This is a genomic window from Marinihelvus fidelis (genome assembly GCF_008725655.1).
In the GTDB taxonomy this organism is placed as follows: Bacteria; Pseudomonadota; Gammaproteobacteria; order Xanthomonadales; family SZUA-36; genus Marinihelvus; species Marinihelvus fidelis.
Window position 1 is genome coordinate 103,202 of sequence record NZ_VYXP01000004.1, and the last position, 19,436, is coordinate 122,637.

The 19,436-nt window shown below is 62.9% G+C and carries 21 protein-coding genes; 14 read left to right on the forward strand and 7 right to left on the reverse strand.

Translation table 11 applies throughout. From position 1 onward, the window contains the following. Positions 1–22: 22 nt before the first annotated feature. Positions 23–562 (reverse strand): 3-hydroxyanthranilate 3,4-dioxygenase, encoded by a 540-nt coding sequence (locus F3N42_RS06815; RefSeq protein WP_224784784.1) that lies wholly within the window; start codon positions 560–562, stop codon positions 23–25. After that, positions 562–1,962, reverse strand: coding sequence for an asparagine--tRNA ligase (gene asnS, locus F3N42_RS06820; protein ID WP_150863673.1), 1,401 nt, complete (start codon positions 1,960–1,962; stop codon positions 562–564). Before asnS ends, F3N42_RS06815 begins: the two co-directional genes overlap by 1 nt. A gap of 72 nt (positions 1,963–2,034) precedes the next feature. On the opposite strand from asnS, the gene F3N42_RS06825 reads away from it, so the two are divergent. The 5 genes from F3N42_RS06825 (at position 2,035) to dnaB (ending at position 5,098) form a co-directional block, all read left to right on the forward strand. Beyond that, positions 2,035–2,358, forward strand: coding sequence for a HesB/IscA family protein (locus F3N42_RS06825; protein WP_150863674.1), 324 nt, complete (start codon positions 2,035–2,037; stop codon positions 2,356–2,358). Between the two features lie 137 nt (positions 2,359–2,495). Beyond that, positions 2,496–2,969, forward strand: a complete 474-nt coding sequence (rpsF, locus tag F3N42_RS06830; protein WP_150863675.1) for a 30S ribosomal protein S6 — start codon at positions 2,496–2,498, stop codon at positions 2,967–2,969. A 1-nt stretch (position 2,970) separates the two neighbouring features. Next, complete coding sequence (gene rpsR / locus F3N42_RS06835; protein ID WP_150863676.1) at positions 2,971–3,195, forward strand: 30S ribosomal protein S18; 225 nt, start codon at positions 2,971–2,973, stop codon at positions 3,193–3,195. 16 nt (positions 3,196–3,211) lie between these two features. Continuing rightward, complete coding sequence (gene rplI, locus F3N42_RS06840) at positions 3,212–3,661, forward strand: 50S ribosomal protein L9 (RefSeq protein ID WP_150863677.1); 450 nt, start codon at positions 3,212–3,214, stop codon at positions 3,659–3,661. Positions 3,662–3,715: 54 nt separating this feature from the next. Continuing rightward, on the forward strand, positions 3,716–5,098 hold the full coding sequence (gene dnaB / locus F3N42_RS06845; protein WP_150863895.1) for a replicative DNA helicase: 1,383 nt from the start codon (positions 3,716–3,718) through the stop codon (positions 5,096–5,098). 30 nt (positions 5,099–5,128) lie between these two features. Here the strand turns inward: dnaB and pspF are convergent, their stop codons facing one another. Continuing rightward, positions 5,129–6,142 carry a phage shock protein operon transcriptional activator gene (gene pspF, locus F3N42_RS06850; protein WP_150863678.1) on the reverse strand — a complete coding sequence of 338 codons (1,014 nt, stop codon included), beginning with the start codon at positions 6,140–6,142 and terminating at the stop codon, positions 5,129–5,131. A 137-nt stretch (positions 6,143–6,279) separates the two neighbouring features. On the opposite strand from pspF, the gene radA reads away from it, so the two are divergent. Beyond that, on the forward strand, positions 6,280–7,641 hold the full coding sequence (gene radA, locus F3N42_RS06855) for a DNA repair protein RadA (protein ID WP_150863679.1): 1,362 nt from the start codon (positions 6,280–6,282) through the stop codon (positions 7,639–7,641). Between the two features lie 4 nt (positions 7,642–7,645). On the opposite strand, the gene F3N42_RS06860 is transcribed toward radA, so the two are convergent. Next, the gene (locus F3N42_RS06860) at positions 7,646–8,473 is read right to left on the reverse strand and encodes a cytochrome C assembly family protein (protein WP_150863680.1); all 828 of its coding nucleotides are present in this window, start codon (positions 8,471–8,473) and stop codon (positions 7,646–7,648) included. Between the two features lie 66 nt (positions 8,474–8,539). Here F3N42_RS06860 and ffh point away from each other — a divergent pair, with 66 nt between their 5' ends. After that, complete coding sequence (gene ffh, locus F3N42_RS06865; protein ID WP_150863681.1) at positions 8,540–9,919, forward strand: signal recognition particle protein; 1,380 nt, start codon at positions 8,540–8,542, stop codon at positions 9,917–9,919. A 1-nt stretch (position 9,920) separates the two neighbouring features. Here the strand turns inward: ffh and F3N42_RS06870 are convergent, their stop codons facing one another. Beyond that, the gene (locus F3N42_RS06870; RefSeq protein WP_191621283.1) at positions 9,921–10,451 is read right to left on the reverse strand and encodes a GNAT family N-acetyltransferase; all 531 of its coding nucleotides are present in this window, start codon (positions 10,449–10,451) and stop codon (positions 9,921–9,923) included. Positions 10,452–10,704: 253 nt separating this feature from the next. Between F3N42_RS06870 and rpsP the strand changes: the two genes are divergently transcribed. The 7 genes from rpsP (at position 10,705) to F3N42_RS06905 (ending at position 16,117) form a co-directional block, all read left to right on the forward strand. Continuing rightward, positions 10,705–10,962: a 30S ribosomal protein S16 gene (gene rpsP / locus F3N42_RS06875; protein ID WP_150863683.1), complete on the forward strand. Its 258-nt coding sequence runs from the start codon at positions 10,705–10,707 to the stop codon at positions 10,960–10,962. A gap of 8 nt (positions 10,963–10,970) precedes the next feature. Beyond that, a complete protein-coding gene (rimM, locus tag F3N42_RS06880; protein ID WP_150863684.1) occupies positions 10,971–11,471 on the forward strand; it encodes a ribosome maturation factor RimM in 501 nt (166 codons plus the stop codon). Positions 11,472–11,479: 8 nt separating this feature from the next. Then, the gene (gene trmD, locus F3N42_RS06885; RefSeq protein WP_150863685.1) at positions 11,480–12,220 is read left to right on the forward strand and encodes a tRNA (guanosine(37)-N1)-methyltransferase TrmD; all 741 of its coding nucleotides are present in this window, start codon (positions 11,480–11,482) and stop codon (positions 12,218–12,220) included. A 42-nt stretch (positions 12,221–12,262) separates the two neighbouring features. Beyond that, on the forward strand, positions 12,263–12,622 hold the full coding sequence (gene rplS, locus F3N42_RS06890) for a 50S ribosomal protein L19 (protein ID WP_150863686.1): 360 nt from the start codon (positions 12,263–12,265) through the stop codon (positions 12,620–12,622). A 75-nt stretch (positions 12,623–12,697) separates the two neighbouring features. After that, positions 12,698–13,729 (forward strand): ligand-gated ion channel, encoded by a 1,032-nt coding sequence (locus F3N42_RS06895; protein WP_150863687.1) that lies wholly within the window; start codon positions 12,698–12,700, stop codon positions 13,727–13,729. Between the two features lie 80 nt (positions 13,730–13,809). Beyond that, entirely contained in the window at positions 13,810–15,723 is a 1,914-nt protein-coding gene (gene htpG, locus F3N42_RS06900) for a molecular chaperone HtpG (RefSeq protein ID WP_150863688.1), read from the forward strand. Positions 15,724–15,730: 7 nt separating this feature from the next. Then, complete coding sequence (locus F3N42_RS06905; protein ID WP_150863689.1) at positions 15,731–16,117, forward strand: RNA-binding S4 domain-containing protein; 387 nt, start codon at positions 15,731–15,733, stop codon at positions 16,115–16,117. Between the two features lie 13 nt (positions 16,118–16,130). On the opposite strand, the gene F3N42_RS06910 is transcribed toward F3N42_RS06905, so the two are convergent. Both F3N42_RS06910 and mutS read right to left on the reverse strand, forming a co-directional pair. Next, entirely contained in the window at positions 16,131–16,820 is a 690-nt protein-coding gene (locus F3N42_RS06910; protein WP_150863690.1) for a hypothetical protein, read from the reverse strand. Further along, positions 16,820–19,423, reverse strand: a complete 2,604-nt coding sequence (gene mutS / locus F3N42_RS06915) for a DNA mismatch repair protein MutS (RefSeq protein WP_150863691.1) — start codon at positions 19,421–19,423, stop codon at positions 16,820–16,822. Before mutS ends, F3N42_RS06910 begins: the two co-directional genes overlap by 1 nt. Positions 19,424–19,436 lie beyond the last annotated feature (13 nt).

A 19,436-nucleotide genomic window follows, 5' to 3' on the forward strand; every position in this document is an offset into this window, starting at 1 on the left:
GATGCTGCCCCGGCCGCTTTTTTTATGCCTGCGGGTAGCCCGCGGGTGCCGGGTTCAGGTGTCCGCAGCTGTTGCAGGTGCGGTGATCCAGGTCGTTATAGAAGTGTTCGAACACGGCAGGAAACTGCGTTTCGATATCGGTCAGCTGGAAGTACTCTTCATAGAGCAACGTCTCGCATTGTTCGCAATACCATATAAGGCCATCCAGTTCGCCTTCGAGCCGTTTGCGCTCAATGACCAGGCCGACGGTGTTCTCAAACCGTTGCGGTGAATGCGGGATACGAGGAGGGAGCAGGAATATTTCCCCTTCGGCGATTGGAACGTCCCTGATGGCGCCGTCCTCGTGAACGCGGAGCACCATGTCGCCTTCCAGTTGGTAAAAGAACTCAGGCCCTTCTTCGAAGTGGAAGTCGGTGCGGATGTTGGGTCCGCCGACGACCATGCAGATAAAGTCGCCGTTCTTCCAGATCACCTTGTTACCGACTGGCGGCTTCAGTTGATCCCGGTTCGCTACGATCCATTCCTGGAAATTGACCGGCAGCCCCGGGATCGTCATGCGCATCAGAAGTCAGCGCGTCCCGGGACCCTAGGGTAGGGGATCGCGTCACGGATGTTGGACATGCCGGTGATGTAGCTGACCAGGCGCTCGAAGCCCAGGCCGAAGCCGGCGTGCGGCACGGTGCCGTATCGGCGCAGGTCGATGTACCAGTCGTAGCCTTCCTTATCCAGGCCCAGTTCGTCCATGCGCCGCTCAAGAACGTCAAGCCGTTCTTCGCGCTGGGCGCCGCCGATGATCTCGCCAATGCCGGGTGCGAGCACGTCCATGGCGGCCACGGTACGCTCGTCGTCAGACAGGCGCATATAAAAGGCCTTGATCTCGGTGGGGTAGTTGAGCACGATCACCGGCGCCTTGAAGTGAACTTCCGTCAGGTACCGTTCGTGCTCGGTTTGCAGATCCAGTCCCCATTCGGGCGAGTACTCAAAGGTCTTGCCGGACGCCTGCAGGATTTCAATCGCCTCAGCGTAGTCAACACGAACAAAGGGGGCCTTGATCACGGACTCCAGGCGTTCAATGGCGGTCGGCTCGATACGTTGGGCAAAGAACGCCATATCGTCCGGGCACTCAGCCAGTACGGCTTCAAAGACATATTTAAGGAACGTCTCGGCCAGGTTGGCCAGGTCGTCCAGGTCTGCAAAGGCTACTTCAGGCTCGACCATCCAGAATTCGGCCAGGTGGCGCGTGGTGTTGGAGTTCTCCGCGCGGAACGTGGGGCCGAACGTGTAAACATTGCTCATGGACAGGCAGTAGGCCTCGACGTTGAGCTGGCCCGAGACGGTCAGAAAAGTCTCGCGGCCGAAGAAATCCTTGCCGAAATCGATGTCGCCGGCGTCGGTCCGGGGCAGGTTGGCCATGTCCAGCGTGCTGACACGGAACATGTTGCCGGCGCCCTCGGCATCAGACCCGGTGATGATCGGTGTGTTGATCCAGTAGTAGCCGCGCTCGTGAAAGAACCGGTGGATGGCGTGGGCTGCTGCATTGCGTACCCGGGTCACCGCGCCAAAGGTGTTGGTGCGTGGGCGCAGGTGGCCGACGTCGCGAAGGAACTCAAAACTGTGCTGCTTTGGCTGGATCGGGTAGGTGTCCGGGTCTTCGACCCAACCCATGACCTCGACACTGTCGGCCTGGATTTCAAAGGCCTGGCCGCGGCCGCGCGATTCAACCAGCTCGCCGGTGCAGCGCACGGAACAGCCCGGGCTCAGCTTCTGGATTTCGCTGGCGTAATTGTCGAGTTCGGCACGCGCGACGACCTGGATGGGGTCGAAACAGGAGCCGTCGGAAACGGTCAGGAATGAGAAACCCGCCTTGGAGTCGCGGCGGGTGCGAACCCACCCTTGCACGGTGACGGTTGAACCTGCCGGCACGTCGCCGGCCAGGCAGTGTTTGATGCTGCTTGCGGCCATGAAATTTCGGTTGATCTGGGATGAATCGGCCCCAGATAATAAAGCACACAGGGCCACGATACGAGCAATTGAATGTCCATTTCACTGACGGATGCAGCGATTCACCGGGTACGCGAATTCATGGCGCGTGAAGGCGGCCGTGCGTTGCGCGTGGGCGTCAAGCGGACAGGGTGTTCGGGCTGGGCCTATGTCGTCGGGCTGGCGGAAACGATCGAGCCGGGTGACCACCAGTTTGAAGACGCCGGGATCACCATCGTGGTGGATGCCGAAAGCCTGCCGCTGGTTGACGGGTCGCGCATTGATTTCGTCATTGATGGGCTGAACCGCACGTTCAAGTTTGATAACCCCAACGCGACCGAGGAATGCGGTTGCGGTGAGAGTTTCACCATCCAGTAATTTCTGTTAGAATCCGCCGGCTTCGCGCGCCGGACCCGTTCCGTTGTGTGAAGAATCCTTGCTTCACCCGGGCGCCCGTCGGCCGGGGAGGCTCTGAAAGCCCATGAAAATGGGCCGATTATCCGAGAGGAATGACAATGCGACATTATGAAATCTGCTTTCTGGTTCATCCGGACCAGAGCGAGCAGGTTCCCGCCATGCTTGAGCGTTACCGGGGCCTGATCGAAGAAAACGGTGGTGTGATTCACCGCCTGGAAGACTGGGGACGCCGCCAGCTGGCTTTCTCCATCGCCAAGCTGCACAAGGCGCACTACGTTCTGATGAACATTGAGTGCAACGCCGACACCCTGGCCGAACTGGAAGGCGTGTTCCGCTTCAACGACGCGGTCCTGCGTCACCTGACCGTGCGCCGCCAGGACGCAATCGTTGACGAATCACCGATCCTGAAGGCCAAGGAAGAAAAAGACCGGGTGCAGAAGGAACGCGAAGATCGTCGTGGTGACAAGCCGTCATCCGATGACGACAACGATAACGACGACGTGAAGGCTGACGCCGACAAGTCGCCTGCAGCGGAAGAAGCTGCGGAAACCAACAGCGAGGAGGGTGCATAACATGGCACGTCATTTCCGTCGCAGAAAATTCTGCAAGTTCACCGCTGAAGGCATTACCGAGATCGATTACAAGGATCTCAACCTGCTGAAGCAGTACGTTGGCGAGTCCGGCAAGGTCGTTCCCAGCCGCATTACAGGCACCAAGGCGCGCTACCAGCGCCAGCTGGCCACCGCGGTGAAGCGCGCGCGCTTCCTGGGCCTGTTGCCGTACACCGACAACCACTGATCGGGAGACGAAGGACATGAGACTGATTCTCCTCGAAAAGGTGATGAACCTGGGCAACCTGGGGGACACCGTCGATGTGAAGTCCGGCTACGGCCGCAACTTCCTGGTGCCGCAGGGCAAGGCCGTACCGGCCACCAACGACAACGTGGCGATGTTCGAAGCCCGTCGCGCCGAGCTGGAAGCGGCTGCCAACGAGAAGCTGGCAGAAGCCGAAAAGCGCCGTGGCGGTATCGAGGAACTGGTGCTGGAAATGAGCGCCAACGCCAGCGACGAAGGCAAGCTGTTCGGTTCCATCGGCCCGCGTGAAATCGCGGTCGCCGCTACCGAAAAGGGTGTCGAGCTTGAGAAAGCGGAAGTGATCATGGGCGAAGGCCCGATCCGCGAAACCGGTGAGTACGACGTCCTGGTGCAGCTGCACGCCGACGTTGAGACCACCATCAAGGTGATCGTCACCTCCGAAGAATAAAAATTCTTCAAACACGGGTCCCGGCAACCGGGGCCCGTGTTATTCTTCGACCCGATGTCCGACCCCCACCTGGCCACTGTCGAAAAACTCAAGGTACCCCCGCATTCCATCGAGGCGGAGCAGGCCGTTCTTGGCGGTATGCTGCTTTCTGAAAGGGGTTACGAAGAGGTTGCCGACCGTATCGGCGCGGCGGATTTCTACCGCGAAGACCACCGCCTGATCTTCCAGGCCATTACCGAACTGAACGACGACAACGAGCCGTGCGATGTGGTCACCGTCACCTCGTGGTTTGTCAGCAACGGCCATATCGACCGTATCGACGGTGGCCGTTATGTCCAGCAACTGGCGCTCGACACGCCCAGTGCCGCGAATATCCGCGCCTACGCCGATATCGTTCGCGAAAAGAGCATTCTGCGCGCCCTGATCGACGTCGGCACGAAAATCACCGGCCAGGCGTTCTCTACCGAGGGCCGCAACAGCCACGATCTGCTCGAAGAGGCCGAACGCGCGATTTTCGCAATCGCCGACAAGGGCCAGCGCTCCGGTGCCGGCTTTGTTTCGGTCAAGGACACCATCGACCACGCCTTCGAGCGGATTCAACAACTGGTTGAGCAACAGGGTGACATCACCGGCATTCCCACGGGCTTCAAGGATTTCGACATGAAGACGGCGGGGCTGCAGAATTCCGACCTGTTGATCATTGCTGGCCGCCCGGCCATGGGCAAAACCACGTTCGCGATGAATATCGCCGAAAACGCCGCATTGAAGGGCGGTGTGCCCGTGGCGGTCTTCAGCATGGAAATGTCGTCGCTGCAGCTGGTCATGCGACTGTTCTCCTCGCTGGGCCAGATTGAGCAGGGGCGGCTTCGTACCGGCAAGCTGAATGACACGGATTGGGCGAGCCTGACCTCGGCCATGACATTGCTGAAGAAAAGCAAGATCTTCATCGACGAAACCCCGGCGCTGTCGCCGTCGGAGCTCCGTGCACGGGCCAGGCGTCTGAAGCGCGAACACGACATCGGGCTGATCGTTGTCGACTACCTTCAGTTGATGCAGGTGCCCGATTCAAAGGAGAACCGGGCCACGGAAATCGCCGAGATTTCACGGTCGCTGAAAGCCCTGGCCAAGGAACTGGATGTGCCCGTGCTGGCGCTGTCACAGCTCAACCGTGCGTTGGAGCAGCGCCCGAACAAGCGCCCGGTGATGGCCGACCTGCGTGAATCCGGTTCCATCGAGCAGGACGCCGACCTGATCATCTTCATCTACCGTGACGAGGTCTATAACCAGGATTCACCGGACAAGGGCAAGGCCGAGATCATCATCGGCAAGCACCGAAACGGCGAAACCGGCACGGTCGAACTGGCGTTCCAGGGGCCCTGGTTGCGCTTTGTGAATATCCTGCCCGATTACTACCATCATCACGACGAACTGGGCTGATCGGGCTTCACTGCGTTCGCCGCGACCGGCTTACTCTGCGTCGGTCAATTCATACTTTCTCAGGTAACCCCGCAACTGGTGATAGGTCATGCCCAGGTGTTCGGCGGTCTGCTTCTGGTTGTAACGGCATGATGCCAGTGCCGACTTGATCAGCTCGATCTCGACGTCCTGGATATGCTGCTTGAAGTCATACGGCGTGTCGGGCGCTGTGGTTGCCGGGCCGGGTGAAGGCGCGGCTTCTTCGCCAGGGTTCGCATTCGGGCGCCACGGTGAGTCAAACGGATCGAACACGATGTCACGGACCGTTTCGGCATCACTGTCGGCACGGTAAACGGCGCGCTCGACCACGTTTTTGAGTTCGCGGACATTGCCTGGCCAGTCGTAAGAGAGCAGGGCGTCACGGGCGGACTCGGAGAACCCCTGGAATAGCTCTCGCCCCAGGTCACCGGCCATTTTCACGGCGAAATGCTCGGCCAGTGGCAGGATGTCCTCCGGTCGGGCGCGCAAAGGTGGCAGGGTGATGACGTCAAAGGCCAGGCGGTCGAGCAGGTCGGCGCGAAACCGCCCTTCGTCGACCAGCGATGGCAGGTCTTCGTGGGTCGCGCCGATGATACGGACATCGGTGCGTACCGTGTCATTGCCGCCAACGCGCTCAAGTTCACCGTACTCGATCACGCGAAGCACCTTTTCCTGCACACGCGTTGACGTGGTTGCCAGCTCGTCCAGGAACAGGCTGCCCTGGTCGGCGAGTTCAAAGCGGCCCAGGCGGCGCTTGTTGGCGCCAGTAAACGACCCGGCTTCGTGGCCGAACAGCTCGGTTTCCAGCAGGGACTCGGCCAGCGCGGCGCAGTTCATCTTCACGAATGGCTGGTCCCAGCGGGCGGAGAGGTAGTGGATACGCGCGGCGATCAGTTCCTTGCCGGTACCGCGCTCGCCAATGACCAGGACCGGCCGGTCCAGCGGCGCGACCCGTGAAACGTGCTCCAGTACTTCCAGGAAGCCGGCCGATTCGCCAATTAACGGTTGCTCCTTACGGTTTCGCAAGTGGGTATTCCCTCAGTTTTCGCCGGCTCATTGTAGGAAATGAACTGATTATTGTCGTGGGTCAGCGGTCATGGACGGATCGGGCTGGATGAGCGGCGCCCGAAGTGCTACAAACGCCCCTGCAGACAGGAGTCGATATGGCCAAGGCAAAAACCCGCTTCCAGTGTTCGGAATGCGGCAGCGTGCAATCCAAGTGGGTCGGGCAGTGCCCGGACTGCCAGGCATGGAACACCCTTTCCGAATCACGGCAGCCGGCGCCGTCAGAAGGGCGCGGCCGGTTGGGCTACGCCGGCTCGGGTGCGCGCGGCGTGGTTTCACTGGCCAGCGTCGTTGATACACCGGATGAGCGTCGCTCGACCGGGCTCGCGGAGCTCGACCGCGTGCTGGGTGGCGGGCTGGTTTCCGGGTCGGTGGTGCTGATTGGCGGCGACCCCGGCATCGGCAAGTCCACCTTGCTGCTGCAGGCGCTTGCGCATATTCGGGCCAGCGGGCCGTGCCTGTACGTGACCGGCGAGGAATCGTTGCAGCAGATTGCCATGCGGTCGCGCCGCCTGGGCCTGGACGCGGGCGCGCTGGATTGCCAGACCGAGACCAGCGTCGAGCAGATCCTGGCCACCATCGCTGAACGTTCTCCCGGGCTGGTGGTGATTGACTCGATCCAGACATTGTTCTCCGAGCAGGTAGCCTCTGCGCCGGGCTCGGTCACACAGGTGCGTGAATGCGCGGCCGCGCTGGTTCGTTATGCCAAACAGCACCAGTGCACCATGCTGCTGGTGGGCCATGTCACCAAGGACGGCGCGCTGGCCGGCCCCAGGGTGCTGGAGCACATGGTCGATGCGGTGCTGTATTTCGAGTCCGACAGCGGCAGCCGTTACCGCGTCGTGCGTTCGGTCAAGAATCGCTTTGGCACGGTCAACGAGCTGGGGCTGTTTGCGATGACAGGAACAGGGCTGAAGCCGGTCAGCAACCCCTCGGCCATTTTCCTCAGCGGTGTCGAATCCACCAGCGGCAGCGTGGTCACGGTCATTCGCGAGGGCACCCGGCCGCTGCTGCTGGAATTGCAGGCGCTGGTCGATACCAGCCACCTGGCCAACCCCAGGCGCGTGGCCCTGGGGCTCGATCACAACCGGCTGGCGATGTTGCTGGCCGTGCTGCACCGGCACGCCGGCATCTCGATGTCGGACCAGGATGTCTTTATCAACGTGGTGGGCGGCATTCGCCTGTCGGAAACCAGTTGTGACCTGCCGGTGGCGCTGGCGGTCATGTCCAGTTTTCGCGACCGACCATTGCCGCAGCGCCAGGTCTGCTTCGGAGAAGTGGGGCTTGGCGGTGAAATCCGCCCCGTCTACAACGGCGAGGAACGCCTGAAAGAGGCGCAGACGCATGGCTTCAGCCGCGTGTTGCTACCCGCGGCGAACGCGCCCCGGCAGGTGCCCGAAGGCATGGAGGTGGTGGCGGTCAAGACACTGGGCGAGGCGCTGGAGCGCGCGTTCGACTGAAAGGTCAGGCGGCCCAGTGCTCACCCAGCAGCACTTCCAGGACCAGTTTGCTGCCGAAATAGGCCAGCAAAAGTACGGCAACCCCGGCCAGCGTCAGGCGCACGGCCATGCGACCGCGCCAGCCCCAGGCTCGGCGCCCCACAAGCAACAGGCCAAAGATAATCCACGCCACGACCGCCAGTATGGTCTTGTGCGCCAGGTGCTGGGCCAGCAGGTCATCAACAAACAACAGGCCGGTTGCCAGCGATACGGTGAGCAGTACGAAGCCGATCGCGATCAGCCTAAACAGCAAGGCTTCCAGGGTCTGCAGCGGGGGCAGGGCCCGGACCAGCCGGTTCAGGTGATGGTGGCGCAGGAAATGGTCGATGATGGCGATAAAGCCGGCGTAAACGCCGGCCAGGCCCAGCAGTCCAAAGGCCATGACGGAACTGAACACGTGCGCCGCGAGTGCCGGCGACGAGGCGTTCAGCAGGTTCGCCGGTGCCGGTACCGTGAGTTCAACCCCAAGCACGATCACGGCCAGCGGCAGGACTACCAGTCCGGCATCAAACAGCGGTGACCGGGTCAGCAGGGACAGCAGCAACAACACCACGCCTACCAGCGCACACAATGACATGACGTTGAGCAGGCTGACCGCCGCCTGGTCCGTCGGCAACCAGTGCGATGACTGCGCCAGCGCGTGGCACAGCGCGCCCAGGCTCGTCAGCACGATGGCCGGCGTTCGACGGGCGCCGTTGCTTTCGATGGCGGTTTCCGCCAGCAGGGACTTGTAGAGCATGAACACCGCGCCCAGGTAACAGACTACGGCGCCCAGCAGCCAGGCTTGGTGCATTGAATTCGTCGCTCACGACCAGGTGACGGTCGCTATAATAACCGACCCCGGCAAACGGAGCCCCGAATGTTTAACAGCCTCACCGAACGCCTGTCCGGCGCGATGCAGGGTCTGCGCGGCAAAGGCCGCCTGACCGAAGACTCCATACGCGATGCCCTGCGAGAAGTGCGTGTTGCACTGCTCGAGGCGGATGTCGCGCTGCCGGTGGTCAAGGACTTCATTGCCCAGGTGCGCATGCGCGCGCTTGGCCAGGAAGTAACCAAGAGCCTGACGCCGGGCCAGGCGCTGGTGAAGATCGTCAACGACGAACTGATCCGGGTCATGGGCGAGCAGAACGAGTCGCTGGACCTGAATGCCGCGGCGCCCGTGGTGGTCATGCTCGCCGGCCTGCAGGGCTCGGGCAAGACCACGACGACGGCCAAGCTGGCGAAACACCTTGCCGAGGCGCATGGAAAGAAGGTCATGGTGGTCAGTGCCGATGTCTACCGGCCGGCCGCCATTGCCCAGCTGGAAACCCTTGCGGGGCAGGTTGGGGCAATCTTCCAGCCCTCGGATGTCAGCCAGTCACCTGTGGATATCGCCAGCGGCGCGCTCGCCGAGGCGCGGCGCCAGTTCGCCGACGTGCTGCTGGTCGACACCGCGGGCCGGTTGCATGTCGACGCCGAGTTGATGGACGAGGCGAAGGCGATTGCCGCGGCCGTCAATCCGCACGAGATCCTGTTTGTCGTCGATTCCATGACCGGCCAGGACGCCGCCAACACCGCGCGCGCCTTTGACGAGGCACTGGCGCTGACGGGCGTGGTGCTGACCAAGACGGATGGTGACGCGCGCGGCGGTGCGGCGCTATCGGTGCGCCAGGTCACCGGTAAGCCGATCAAGTTCATCGGCGCGGGCGAGAAGCCCGACGCACTGCAGCCGTTCTACCCGGACCGTATCGCCTCACGCATCCTGGGCATGGGTGATGTGCTGTCGCTGGTCGAAGAGGCCGAGCGTTCCGTCGACAAGGCCAAGGCCGAGAAACTGGCGAAGAAGATTCGCCGGGGCGCCGGATTCAGCCTGGAAGATTTCAAGTCACAGATCGAGCAGATGGACCAGATGGGCGGGGTCTCCGGCCTCATGGACAAGCTGCCGGGCATGGGCCAGATTCCCGACCAGGTCAAGAACAAGGTCAACGACGGCGAAACACGGCGCATGGTGGCCATCATCAATTCGATGACACCCAAGGAGCGGGAGTTTCCTGACGTGATCAAGGGGTCGCGCAAGCGTCGCATCGCCAACGGTTCCGGCACCACCATCCAGGACGTCAACAAGCTGCTGAAGCAGTTTGGCCAGATGCAGAAGATGATGAAAAAGTTTGGCAAGGGCGGCATGGGCAAGATGATGAAGCGCCTTGGCCAGTTGCAGAAAATGGGCGGCCCCGGCGGTTTCAACCCCAGGATGCGGTGAGTCAGCCTCCGCTGGCGTAGCGTTCCCGGCTGATCGCGTAGACCAGCCAGAATACGCCGTTGTCTTCGGCCATTTCTCGGAAGCGCATGCCAAGCTTCTGCAGGACGGTAATGGAAGGCAGGTTTTCGCGCATGGCCCAGCCGGTAATGGTGTCCAGGCCGAACTGGTCGAAACCGGCGCCGAGCGCTGCACGGGCCGCCTCGGTCGCGTAACCACTGTCCCAGAATCGATGGGCAATCCGGTAAGCCAGGTCGACGTCGCCAAATTCCGGATGCCGACGCAAACCGCAAAACCCCATGAATTGCTCATCCGCCTTGCGGATAACGGCCCAACGCCCGAAGCCGTGTCGCGCGTAGTGGTCATAATCCCGGATGAACTTGCGTGCCGCGGCGGGGCTGGGAAAGGGCGCGTCACCGGTATAGCGCATCACATCGGAATCCGCGTTGAGCTGGTAGAGGTCGTCCGCATCCGCCTCGCGAAACTCGCGCAACACGAGTCTCGATGTGTGCAGTTCAAAGGCTGTTGCCGACAAAAGTGACCGCTCCCGGGTGCGCGCGCGAAACGGAGAGATTAGCCAGCGCGGCCGGTCACGACAAGCCCCAGGGTTGGGACAGTAAAAAAAGCGCAACCCGTTGTTTTCTTTTAGGCGCAATGCGGTTACAATGCGCGGTTTCCTGAGTCCGGAACGGGACGGGTTGTCGTGTGCGGCCCGAAAATGTGAATCCCCTGAAGGGGGTGCCCGTAAACAGGGCTCGATTCAACGAGAACAGAAGGTCAATATCAGGATGGTTAAGATTCGTTTGTCGCGCTCCGGCGCCAAGAAGCGTCCGTTCTACAGCATTGTCGTGACGGACAGCCGCAACAAGCGTGACGGTCGTCGCATCGAGCGCATCGGCTTCTTCAACCCGGTCGCCCGCGGCCAGGAAGAGCGCCTGCGTCTCGACCTCGACCGCGTCGAGTACTGGACCGGTGTGGGCGCGCAGATGTCAGAGCGCGTCAACAAGCTGGTCGGCGAAGCGCGTACGGCCGCTACCGCTTCCTGAGCGCGCGCATGGACACCGTGGCGCTGGGGTATGTCTCCGGTGTTTACGGGGTCAAGGGGCAGGTGAAGATTTTCAGCTTCACCGACCCGCGCGAAGCCATTTTCGAGTACCAGCCGTGGTTGCTGGGTTCGGAAATGAAGGCGGTAGAAGTGACCGGCGGACGCCGGCAGGGCAAGACGTTGATCGCGTCCTTGCCCGGGGTGGAAACCCCCGAACAGGCCCGCGAGTTTCTGCAGGCCGAGATTGCCGTCGCCAGGGCGCAGTTGCCCGAAGCAGGCGATGATAGTTACTACTGGGCCGACCTGGTTGGCCTTGAAGTACTGACCACCGCGGGCGTGCCCCTTGGGCGCATCGCGCGGATGGTGGCTACCGGGGCAAATGATGTCATGGTGGTGCGAGGTGAGCCTGATGGCAGGGAGCGGCTGGTGCCGTTCGTCGTCGGGCACTTTGTCACCCGGGTTGATCTTGCCGCGGGCGTCCTCGAGGTCGAGTGGGACCCGGAAGACTAGGCAATACGATGCGTATTGACGTCGTTACCCTGTTTCCCGACGAGTTTCGATCCATGGTCGGCGTCGGGGTGACCGGCAGGGCCATGTCCCAGGGCAGAGTCAGCCTGGACACGTGGAACCCGCGTGACTATGCCGAAGACCGGCATAACACGGTGGATGACCGTCCCTACGGTGGCGGGCCAGGCATGGTGATGACGGTCGAACCGTTGCGCAGTACGATTCGCGCGGCTCGACAGGCGGACCACCGGCCTGTGAGCGTTGGCTTGCTGAGCCCCCAGGGGCGACAGTTGGACCAGGCGGCAGTGCGGGAACTTGCTGGGCGTGAGCGGATCCTGCTGGTCTGCGGGCGCTACGAAGGCATTGATGAACGCCTGGTGCGACTGGAAGTCGACGAAGAGTGGTCCATCGGTGACTACGTGCTGAGCGGCGGAGAACTGGCCGCTGCGGTCATGATCGACGCGCTGTTGCGCTTGTTGCCCGGTGTGCTTGGTGATGCGCAGTCGGCGGAGCAGGATTCGTTTACCGGAGACCTGCTGGATCATCCGCACTACTCGCGTCCCGAGAGTGTAGAGGGCTTGGATGTGCCGCCTGTGCTGTTGTCGGGTGACCACGGCGCAATCGCTCGCTGGCGTTTGAAGCAGGCCCTGGGTCGAACGTGGAAGCGGCGACCGGATTTGTTAGAAAACAAGGTGTTGGACGAAGAATCTAAGGCATTGCTTCAGTCCTACATCGACGAACACGAACATTGATTAATGCCGGCGGATGCGCCGGACGGCAAAGGAAACAGAGCAATGAGCACGATCATCGACGAGATCAACCAGGAACAGATGAGCCGCGACATCCCCGCGTTCGCCCCGGGCGACACGGTGGTCGTGAGCGTCAAGGTGAAAGAAGGCAACCGTGAGCGCCTGCAGGCGTTTGAAGGCGTTGTCATCGCGCTGCGTAACCGCGGCCTGAACTCCGCATTCACCGTGCGCAAGATTTCCCATGGCACCGGTGTGGAGCGTGTCTTCCAGACCTACAGCCCGATGATCGATTCGATCACGGTCAAGCGTCGCGGCGACGTCCGTCGCGCCAAGCTGTACTACCTGCGTGGCCGCGAAGGCAAGAGCGCCCGTATCAAGGAAAAGCTCAACGCACCGGCCAGCTAAGGCCAGACGAGTTATTCAAAAAGCCCGCTACACGCGGGCTTTTTGTTACCCGGCCCGCGTGGAGATTCTTTGCCAGTGACCGTTAGCAGAATGTTTGCAGCTTGGCGCAGCGCCCTGGTTGTGATGGCGATGCTGCTCACGTCCGCGACTTACGCCCAGCCGGCTGCCGGGGTAGACCTGCTTGAAAGGCCTTCGGCTGGCGGTGCCGCCGATGTCGTCAGCGTCCACTTCACCCTGCTCGACATCGTTGATATCGATGACAAGGCCCAGCGATTCGAAATCGATGCCTATGTTGAGCTTCGCTGGCAGGATCCGCGCCTGGCCCTGCCGGGTTCGGGTGAGCATGTCCGCTTGATGACGCTGGACGAAATCTGGACACCGGGGCTGGCCATTCTCAATGATCGGGGGCTGGAGCCCCTGCTACCGGAAGTCGCGCGCGTTTCGGAAGGTGGCCAGGTTGTCGTTCGGCGCAGGCTCGCCGGGCCGTTGGCCGTAGATCTCAAGCTGCATGATTTTCCTTATGACCGCCAGGTCCTGACCGTGGATGTCCTGTCTTACCTGCACGGGCCGGACGAGGTTCAGTACGCGCAAGACAGTGAGCTGGTCTCAAACCCGGATACATTCAGCGCGGACGGGTGGGGCTTCGAGGTGTTGCCCCCTGAACGCTCTGAATTTCGTGTTCGCGAGGGCGCCCGGGGAGCACCAGAGATCAGTTTTCGGTTAATGGCTACCCGGGACTCCGGTTTTTACGTCTTCACCCTGCTGATGCCCATGACCCTGATCATGTTGATGACATGGATGGTTCACTGGCTCCCACCGCAGCTATCACCACCAAGGCTGGGCACCGCGAGCGCCGCGGTGTTCTCCGTCATCGCTTTTGGCGTCAGCCTGCGCCTGAGCCTGCCGCAGGTGGGTTACCTGACCGTGGCGGACAAATTCGTGATTTTTTCCATCATCATGGTGGGGATTTCGCTGGCGGTGGCGGTGCTGGTGGCGCGCCTGGTTGATATCGACAGGCTTGACCGGGCGCTGTCCGTTTCGCGTTTCATGCGCTGGGCATTCCCGCTGACCTTCATTGCAGCCATGTTGCTGACCCGCCTGAATTGACCACCGCGGGCAGGGCGGCGCTTGAAAGCCGCGCAGTTGTCCGCATGTTTGTTGGCAGTTCAACAACACTTTGATCTGCCATGACCCAAACCACCCAACACGCTTTCCAGGCCGAGGTACAGGAAGTCCTGAACCTCATGATTCACTCCCTGTATTCCAACAAGGAGATTTTCCTGCGGGAGCTGGTGTCCAACGCATCGGATGCCTGTGACAAGCTGCGATTCCTTTCCCTGCAGGATGACGCGCTGCTCGAGGGCGACGCCGAACTGCATATCGATATTGCCGTCGACAAGGAAAAGCGCCTGCTGACCATCCGCGACAACGGTATCGGCATGTCGCGCGACGAGGTGATGGAAAACATCGGCACCATCGCGCGCTCCGGCACCAAGCGGTTCCTTGAGCAGGTCAAGCAGGGCAAGGACGACGGTAACCAGCTAATCGGCCAGTTCGGCGTTGGCTTCTATTCCGCATTTATCGTCGCCGACCACGTGACCGTGCTGACGCGCCGCGCCGACGCGGAACCTGGCGAGGGTGTTCACTGGTCATCCGACGGTAGCGGGGAGTACAGCATCGGCCAGATCGACCGGCCGCATCACGGCACCGAGGTGATCCTGCACCTGAAAGAGGACGAAGACGAGTTCCTGCAGGACTGGACGCTACGCTCACTGGTCAACCGCTACAGCGATCACATCGGCTTCCCGATCCGAATGCTGGAAACGCCGCCGGCGGCCGATGACGACGGTGAGGATGCGGAGACGCCCGCGCCCGAGTGGAAGAAGGTCAACCAGGCCTCGGCGCTGTGGACGCTGCCCAAGGGCGAGATCAGCGACGATGATTACAGGTCGTTCTACAAGCACGTCAGTCACGATTTCGAGGACCCGCGCTGCTGGGCCCACAACCAGGTGGAAGGCAGCCAGAACTACACCTCGCTGCTGTACCTGCCGTCGCACGCGCCCATGGACTTCATGATGCAGCGTGACGAACCGCGCGGCCTGAAACTGTACGTCAAGCGCGTGTTCATCATGGATGCCGCCGAGCACCTGCTGCCCAACTACCTGCGCTTCATGCGCGGCGTGGTGGATTCCGACGACCTGCCGCTGAATGTCTCGCGCGAGCTGCTGCAGGACAACCCGACGGTGCGCAAGATTCACGCCGCCGTGGTGCGCCGCAGCCTGGACCTGCTGGGCAAGCTGGCCAATGACGACGCCGAGGGCTACCAGGCCTTCTGGGGCGATTTCGGTACCGTGCTGAAGGAAGGTATCGTCGAAGACAACGGCAACCGCGAGCGTATCGCCGGGCTGCTGCGCTTCACCTCCACGCAGGACCCGGAAGCAGGCGACGTGGTGTCGCTGGCCGATTACATCGGGCGTGCCGGCGATGACCAGGACACCATCTGGTACATCACCGCTGAATCACTGGCGGCCGCGAAACACAGCCCGCACCTGGAAATCTTCCGCAAGAAGGGTATCGAGGTGCTGTTGATGCACGATCGCATCGACGAATGGATGATGGGCTACTTCCACGAATTCGAGGGCAAGAAGCTGCGTTCGGTGGCGAAGGGTGATGTCAACCTGGCCAACGATACGGAATCCGCAGAGGGTGACGACAAGCCAGAGGTCTCGGAAGCCGATTCGGCACTGCTGGAGCGGATGAAGGCGGCGCTGGGCGAGTCCGTGCAGGACGTCCGCGCCAGCCAGCGACTGACCGATTCCGCCGCCTGCCTGGTGCTGGGCGAGCATGACATGGCCCCGCACCTGCGCCGGATGCTGGAGCAGGCCGGCCAGGCCCTGCCGGACAGCAAGCCGGTGCTCGAGGTCAACACCGGCCACCCGCTGGTGCGCCGCCTGGCGGATGCTGGCGACAGCGACTTCGAGGACTGGACCCACCTGGTTCACGAGCAGGCCGTGCTGGCCGAAGGTGGCCAGCTGGACGACCCGGCAAGCTTCGTGGCGCGCCTGAACCGGCTGATCCTGGCGACTTCAGAAGCCGCCTGATATCACCTTGTCGGTCCGCCTGGACAAGTGGCTCTGGGCCGCGCGCTTCTTCAAGACCCGCGCGCTGGCCCGGGCCGCCGTCCAGGGTGGCAAGGTCCATCTCAACGGCGCCCGCGTCAAACCGGCGCGGACGCTGTCTGCTGGTGACGAACTTCGCGTCCAGCGTGGCGAGGAGTCACTGACCCTGCACGTGCTCGAACTGTCTGATCGCCGCGGCCCGGCGAGTGTCGCCCAGGCGTTGTACCAGGAAACCCCGGAAAGCCTTCAGCGCCGCGAAGCCCTGGCCACGGAACGCAAACTCCAGCGCGAAGCGCACGCCGGGCGCGAGCGGCGCCCGGACAAGCGCCAGCGCCGCCAGATCATCAAGTTCAGGAAGGGCTCGGACGAGACCTGAGCGTCGCCGCGGGCTAGCGCTCCATCAGGCGTCGAAGGGGTTTCTGGCATCCCTGAGTCGCATTCCGCGGGTCATCGACGACCTGCAAGCCACGCACCCGACCCGGGGAGAACAAATCATCTGCGGCACCCGTCGTGACGGCGAGGTCAAGGTTGAGACCCGGCGCCAGGAGTTCAACCCGGTCGTTTTCAATCTGCCAACGGCCTTCGTGGACGATCACTTCGACGGCCTCAAGACCGGACTCCAGCGCCAGGTGGAAAGCGCCGTCGTCGACCAGGGTCAGGAAGATGTCCAGGTCGTCGCAACCGGTGCTGAAACTGGCCCGTTGTACACCTGGCAAGGCCTGGCCGGGTCCCGGTGTCGTAGAGGCCCGCAGGTAAATGCCAATGGTCCGGGGTGAGTACTCATGGTTGTCGATAAAAAACGGCTCGACACGAACAGTGGAATAGCCGAGTTGCTGGAGGATATCGGCTGAAACCTCGGCGGCTTCGCTGCTCTTGCGACCGGGAAAGTAGACCACGGTGGGCTGATACAGCTCCGGTGTCACGCTGTCGTTGCGGACAACGGTGTAGCCGCCCTCGACCAGAGCGCTTTCGACCCGCGCGGCCTCATCGGCGGGAACATCCCGGACAAACAGCTGGACTGAAAAGGGTTTGCAGCCACAGAGCAGGCTGATGGTGACCAGCAGCCAGGCCCTGCGCATCAGCGTTCCGAAGTCGACTTCAATGTGTAAACCAGGTCCAGTGCATCGCGCGGACTCAGTGCGTCGGGGTCGATGGTTTGGAGCAGTTCGAGCACGGCGGCCACGGCCGGGTCGGGCGCTTCCGGAAGGTGTTCCGTCTTGGCATCGACTTCGGCCGGCGTGAACAGCGACATCTGTGGGCCGGCCTCATCCCCCTTCGACTCCAGCGCCTGTAGCTGCAGGCGCGCGGCACGCAGCACTGGGGCGGGAATGCCGGCGAGGGCGGCGACCTGCAGGCCGTAGCTCTGTGAGGCCGGGCCGTCTTCCACGGTATGCAGGAACACGATGCGCTCACCGTGCTCCACCGCGTTCAGGTGCACGTTGAACACGCCCGGGTGCGTGCCCTGCAGCTGGGTCAGCTCGAAATAGTGGGTCGCGAACAAGGTGTAGGCCTGTACGCGCCGTGCCAGGTCATCGGCGCAGGCCCAGGCCAGCGCCAGGCCGTCATAGGTGCTGGTGCCGCGGCCGATTTCATCCATCAGCACCAGAGAGCGTGAAGTGGCGTTGTGCAGGATATTGGCGGTTTCGCTCATTTCCAGCATGAAGGTCGAACGTCCGCGCGACAGGTCATCGCCGGCGCCAATGCGCGTGAAAATGCGATCCACCGGGCCGATCCTGGCGGCGCTGGCGGGCACCCAGGAGCCGGCGTGGGCGAGCAGCACGGCCAGGGCGGCCTGGCGCATGTACGTGGATTTGCCGCCCATGTTCGGGCCGGTGATTACCAGCATGCGTCGCTCGGGGTCCAGCAGCAGGTCGTTGGGCGTGAACGGCTGCTCCTGCACATGTTCGATCACCGGGTGACGCCCGGCGCGGATATCGATGCCGTCCTCGGTGACCATCTCGGGCTGGCAGAACTGCAGGGTCTGCGCGCGTTCGGAAAAGGCACACAGGACATCCAGCCGCGCCAGCCCCGTGGCGGTGCGGCGCAGTGCGTCCAGCGGCCCCTGGAGCCGTCCCAGCAGGGCCTCGTAGCAGTATTCCTCGCGCGCCTGCGCTCGTTCCCGCGCGGACAGCACCTTGTCCTCGAAGGCCTTCAGTTCCTCGGTGATGTAGCGCTCGGCCGCCTTCAGCGTCTGCCGGCGGGTGTAGTGGGTTGGCACCTTGTCGGCATGGGCGTGGGTGACTTCGATGAAGTAGCCATGCACGCGGTTGTAGCCGACCTTCAGGGTCGGGATGCCGGTGGCGGCCTTCTCCCGGACTTCGAACTCGAGCAGGAAATCGTTGGCGTTTTCCGACAGCGAACGCAGTTCGTCGAGCTCCGGGTCATGACCCGTGGCGATGACGCCGCCGTTGCGCAGCAAGGCCGGTGGTTCGTCCACCAGCGCACCGCTCAGCCACTCGTGCACATCGGGATGGGGCTGCAGGGTGTTCGCCAGGCCGTCGAGGTCGCCATGGCCGGGTGTGGACAGGGTGTCACGGATCGAAGGCAGCGCCGCCAGCGTGTCGCGCAGCGTCGCCAGGTCACGCGGTCGCGCCGAGCCCAGTGCCACGCGGGCGAGGATTCGTTCGGCATCGCCGACGCCGCGCAGGGTCTCGCGCAGGCTGTCGACGAGCGCCGATTCCGTCAGCGCGCGGATAGCCCGGTGGCGGGCGCCCAGCCGTTCGCGATCGCGGATGGGGTTGACCAGCCAGCGACGCAACAGTCGGCCGCCCATGGGCGTGATGCTGGTGTCCATGACGCCGGCCAGGGTCAGGTCGTCACGACCGTCGGGGTGGGTCAGGATCTCCAGGTGGCGGCGCGTGGCGGCATCCAGGTGCAGGGACTCGTCCGCGGATTCCAGTGACAGGCCGGTCAGGTGGGGCAGGGCGCCACGCTGGGTTTCCTGCGCGTACTGGATCAGCGCCCCGGCGGCGGCGATGACGGCGGGCTGGCCCTCGATGCCGAAGCCGGAGAGGTCCCGGGTACCAAACTGCTCGGCCAGCAGGCGCGCTGCGGACGGCGTATCGAAATGCCACGGCGCACGCTGGCGCACGCCGGTGCGACGTTGCAATTCCGCCAGGCGGGGGTTGTCTTCCGCGACCAGGAGCTCCGCCGGCTGGAGCCGCTCCAGTTGCGCATCGAGTTCATCGCCGTCCGCCACACGGCGGGCATGGCAGCGCCCAGCGGACAGGTCCAGCCAGGCCAGCGCCCATTCGTCCTTGTGGCAGGCCACCGTGGCCAGCAGGTTGTCCCGGCGATCATCGAGCAGGGCTTCGTCCGTCGCGGTGCCCGGGGTGACGATGCGCACGACCTCGCGCTCCACTGGTCCCTTGCCGGCGGTCACGTCGCCCACCTGCTCGCACACGGCCACGGCTTCGCCCTTCTTCAGCAGGCGCGACAGGTAGCTCTCGGCGGCGTGATGGGGCACACCGGCCATCGGGATGGGCTGGCCGTTGGATTCGCCGCGCGTGGTCAGGGTAATGTCGAGCAGTGCCGCGGCCCGCCGGGCATCGTCATAGAACAGTTCGTAGAAATCACCCATCCGGAACAGCAGCAGGGTGTCTGGAAAGTCCGCCTTGATGCGCAGGTACTGCTGCATCAGCGGGGTATGGCCCTTGAAGGCATCGGTGGCTGGAACTGACATCGGCGGAAGTGTA

Excerpts from the sequence above, each read along its gene's own strand:
- F3N42_RS06815 (WP_224784784.1), bottom strand. The coding sequence starts at position 562 with ATGCGCATGACGATCCCGGGGCTGCCGGTCAATTTCCAGGAATGGATC.
- asnS (WP_150863673.1), bottom strand. The coding sequence starts at position 1,962 with ATGGCCGCAAGCAGCATCAAACACTGCCTGGCCGGCGACGTGCCGGCA.
- F3N42_RS06825 (WP_150863674.1), top strand. The coding sequence starts at position 2,035 with ATGTCCATTTCACTGACGGATGCAGCGATTCACCGGGTACGCGAATTC.
- rpsF (WP_150863675.1), top strand. The coding sequence starts at position 2,496 with ATGCGACATTATGAAATCTGCTTTCTGGTTCATCCGGACCAGAGCGAG.
- rpsR (WP_150863676.1), top strand. The coding sequence starts at position 2,971 with ATGGCACGTCATTTCCGTCGCAGAAAATTCTGCAAGTTCACCGCTGAA.
- rplI (WP_150863677.1), top strand. The coding sequence starts at position 3,212 with ATGAGACTGATTCTCCTCGAAAAGGTGATGAACCTGGGCAACCTGGGG.
- dnaB (WP_150863895.1), top strand. The coding sequence starts at position 3,716 with ATGTCCGACCCCCACCTGGCCACTGTCGAAAAACTCAAGGTACCCCCG.
- radA (WP_150863679.1), top strand. The coding sequence starts at position 6,280 with ATGGCCAAGGCAAAAACCCGCTTCCAGTGTTCGGAATGCGGCAGCGTG.
- F3N42_RS06860 (WP_150863680.1), bottom strand. The coding sequence starts at position 8,473 with ATGCACCAAGCCTGGCTGCTGGGCGCCGTAGTCTGTTACCTGGGCGCG.
- ffh (WP_150863681.1), top strand. The coding sequence starts at position 8,540 with ATGTTTAACAGCCTCACCGAACGCCTGTCCGGCGCGATGCAGGGTCTG.
- rpsP (WP_150863683.1), top strand. The coding sequence starts at position 10,705 with ATGGTTAAGATTCGTTTGTCGCGCTCCGGCGCCAAGAAGCGTCCGTTC.
- rimM (WP_150863684.1), top strand. The coding sequence starts at position 10,971 with ATGGACACCGTGGCGCTGGGGTATGTCTCCGGTGTTTACGGGGTCAAG.
- trmD (WP_150863685.1), top strand. The coding sequence starts at position 11,480 with ATGCGTATTGACGTCGTTACCCTGTTTCCCGACGAGTTTCGATCCATG.
- rplS (WP_150863686.1), top strand. The coding sequence starts at position 12,263 with ATGAGCACGATCATCGACGAGATCAACCAGGAACAGATGAGCCGCGAC.
- htpG (WP_150863688.1), top strand. The coding sequence starts at position 13,810 with ATGACCCAAACCACCCAACACGCTTTCCAGGCCGAGGTACAGGAAGTC.
- F3N42_RS06910 (WP_150863690.1), bottom strand. The coding sequence starts at position 16,820 with ATGCGCAGGGCCTGGCTGCTGGTCACCATCAGCCTGCTCTGTGGCTGC.
- mutS (WP_150863691.1), bottom strand. The coding sequence starts at position 19,423 with ATGTCAGTTCCAGCCACCGATGCCTTCAAGGGCCATACCCCGCTGATG.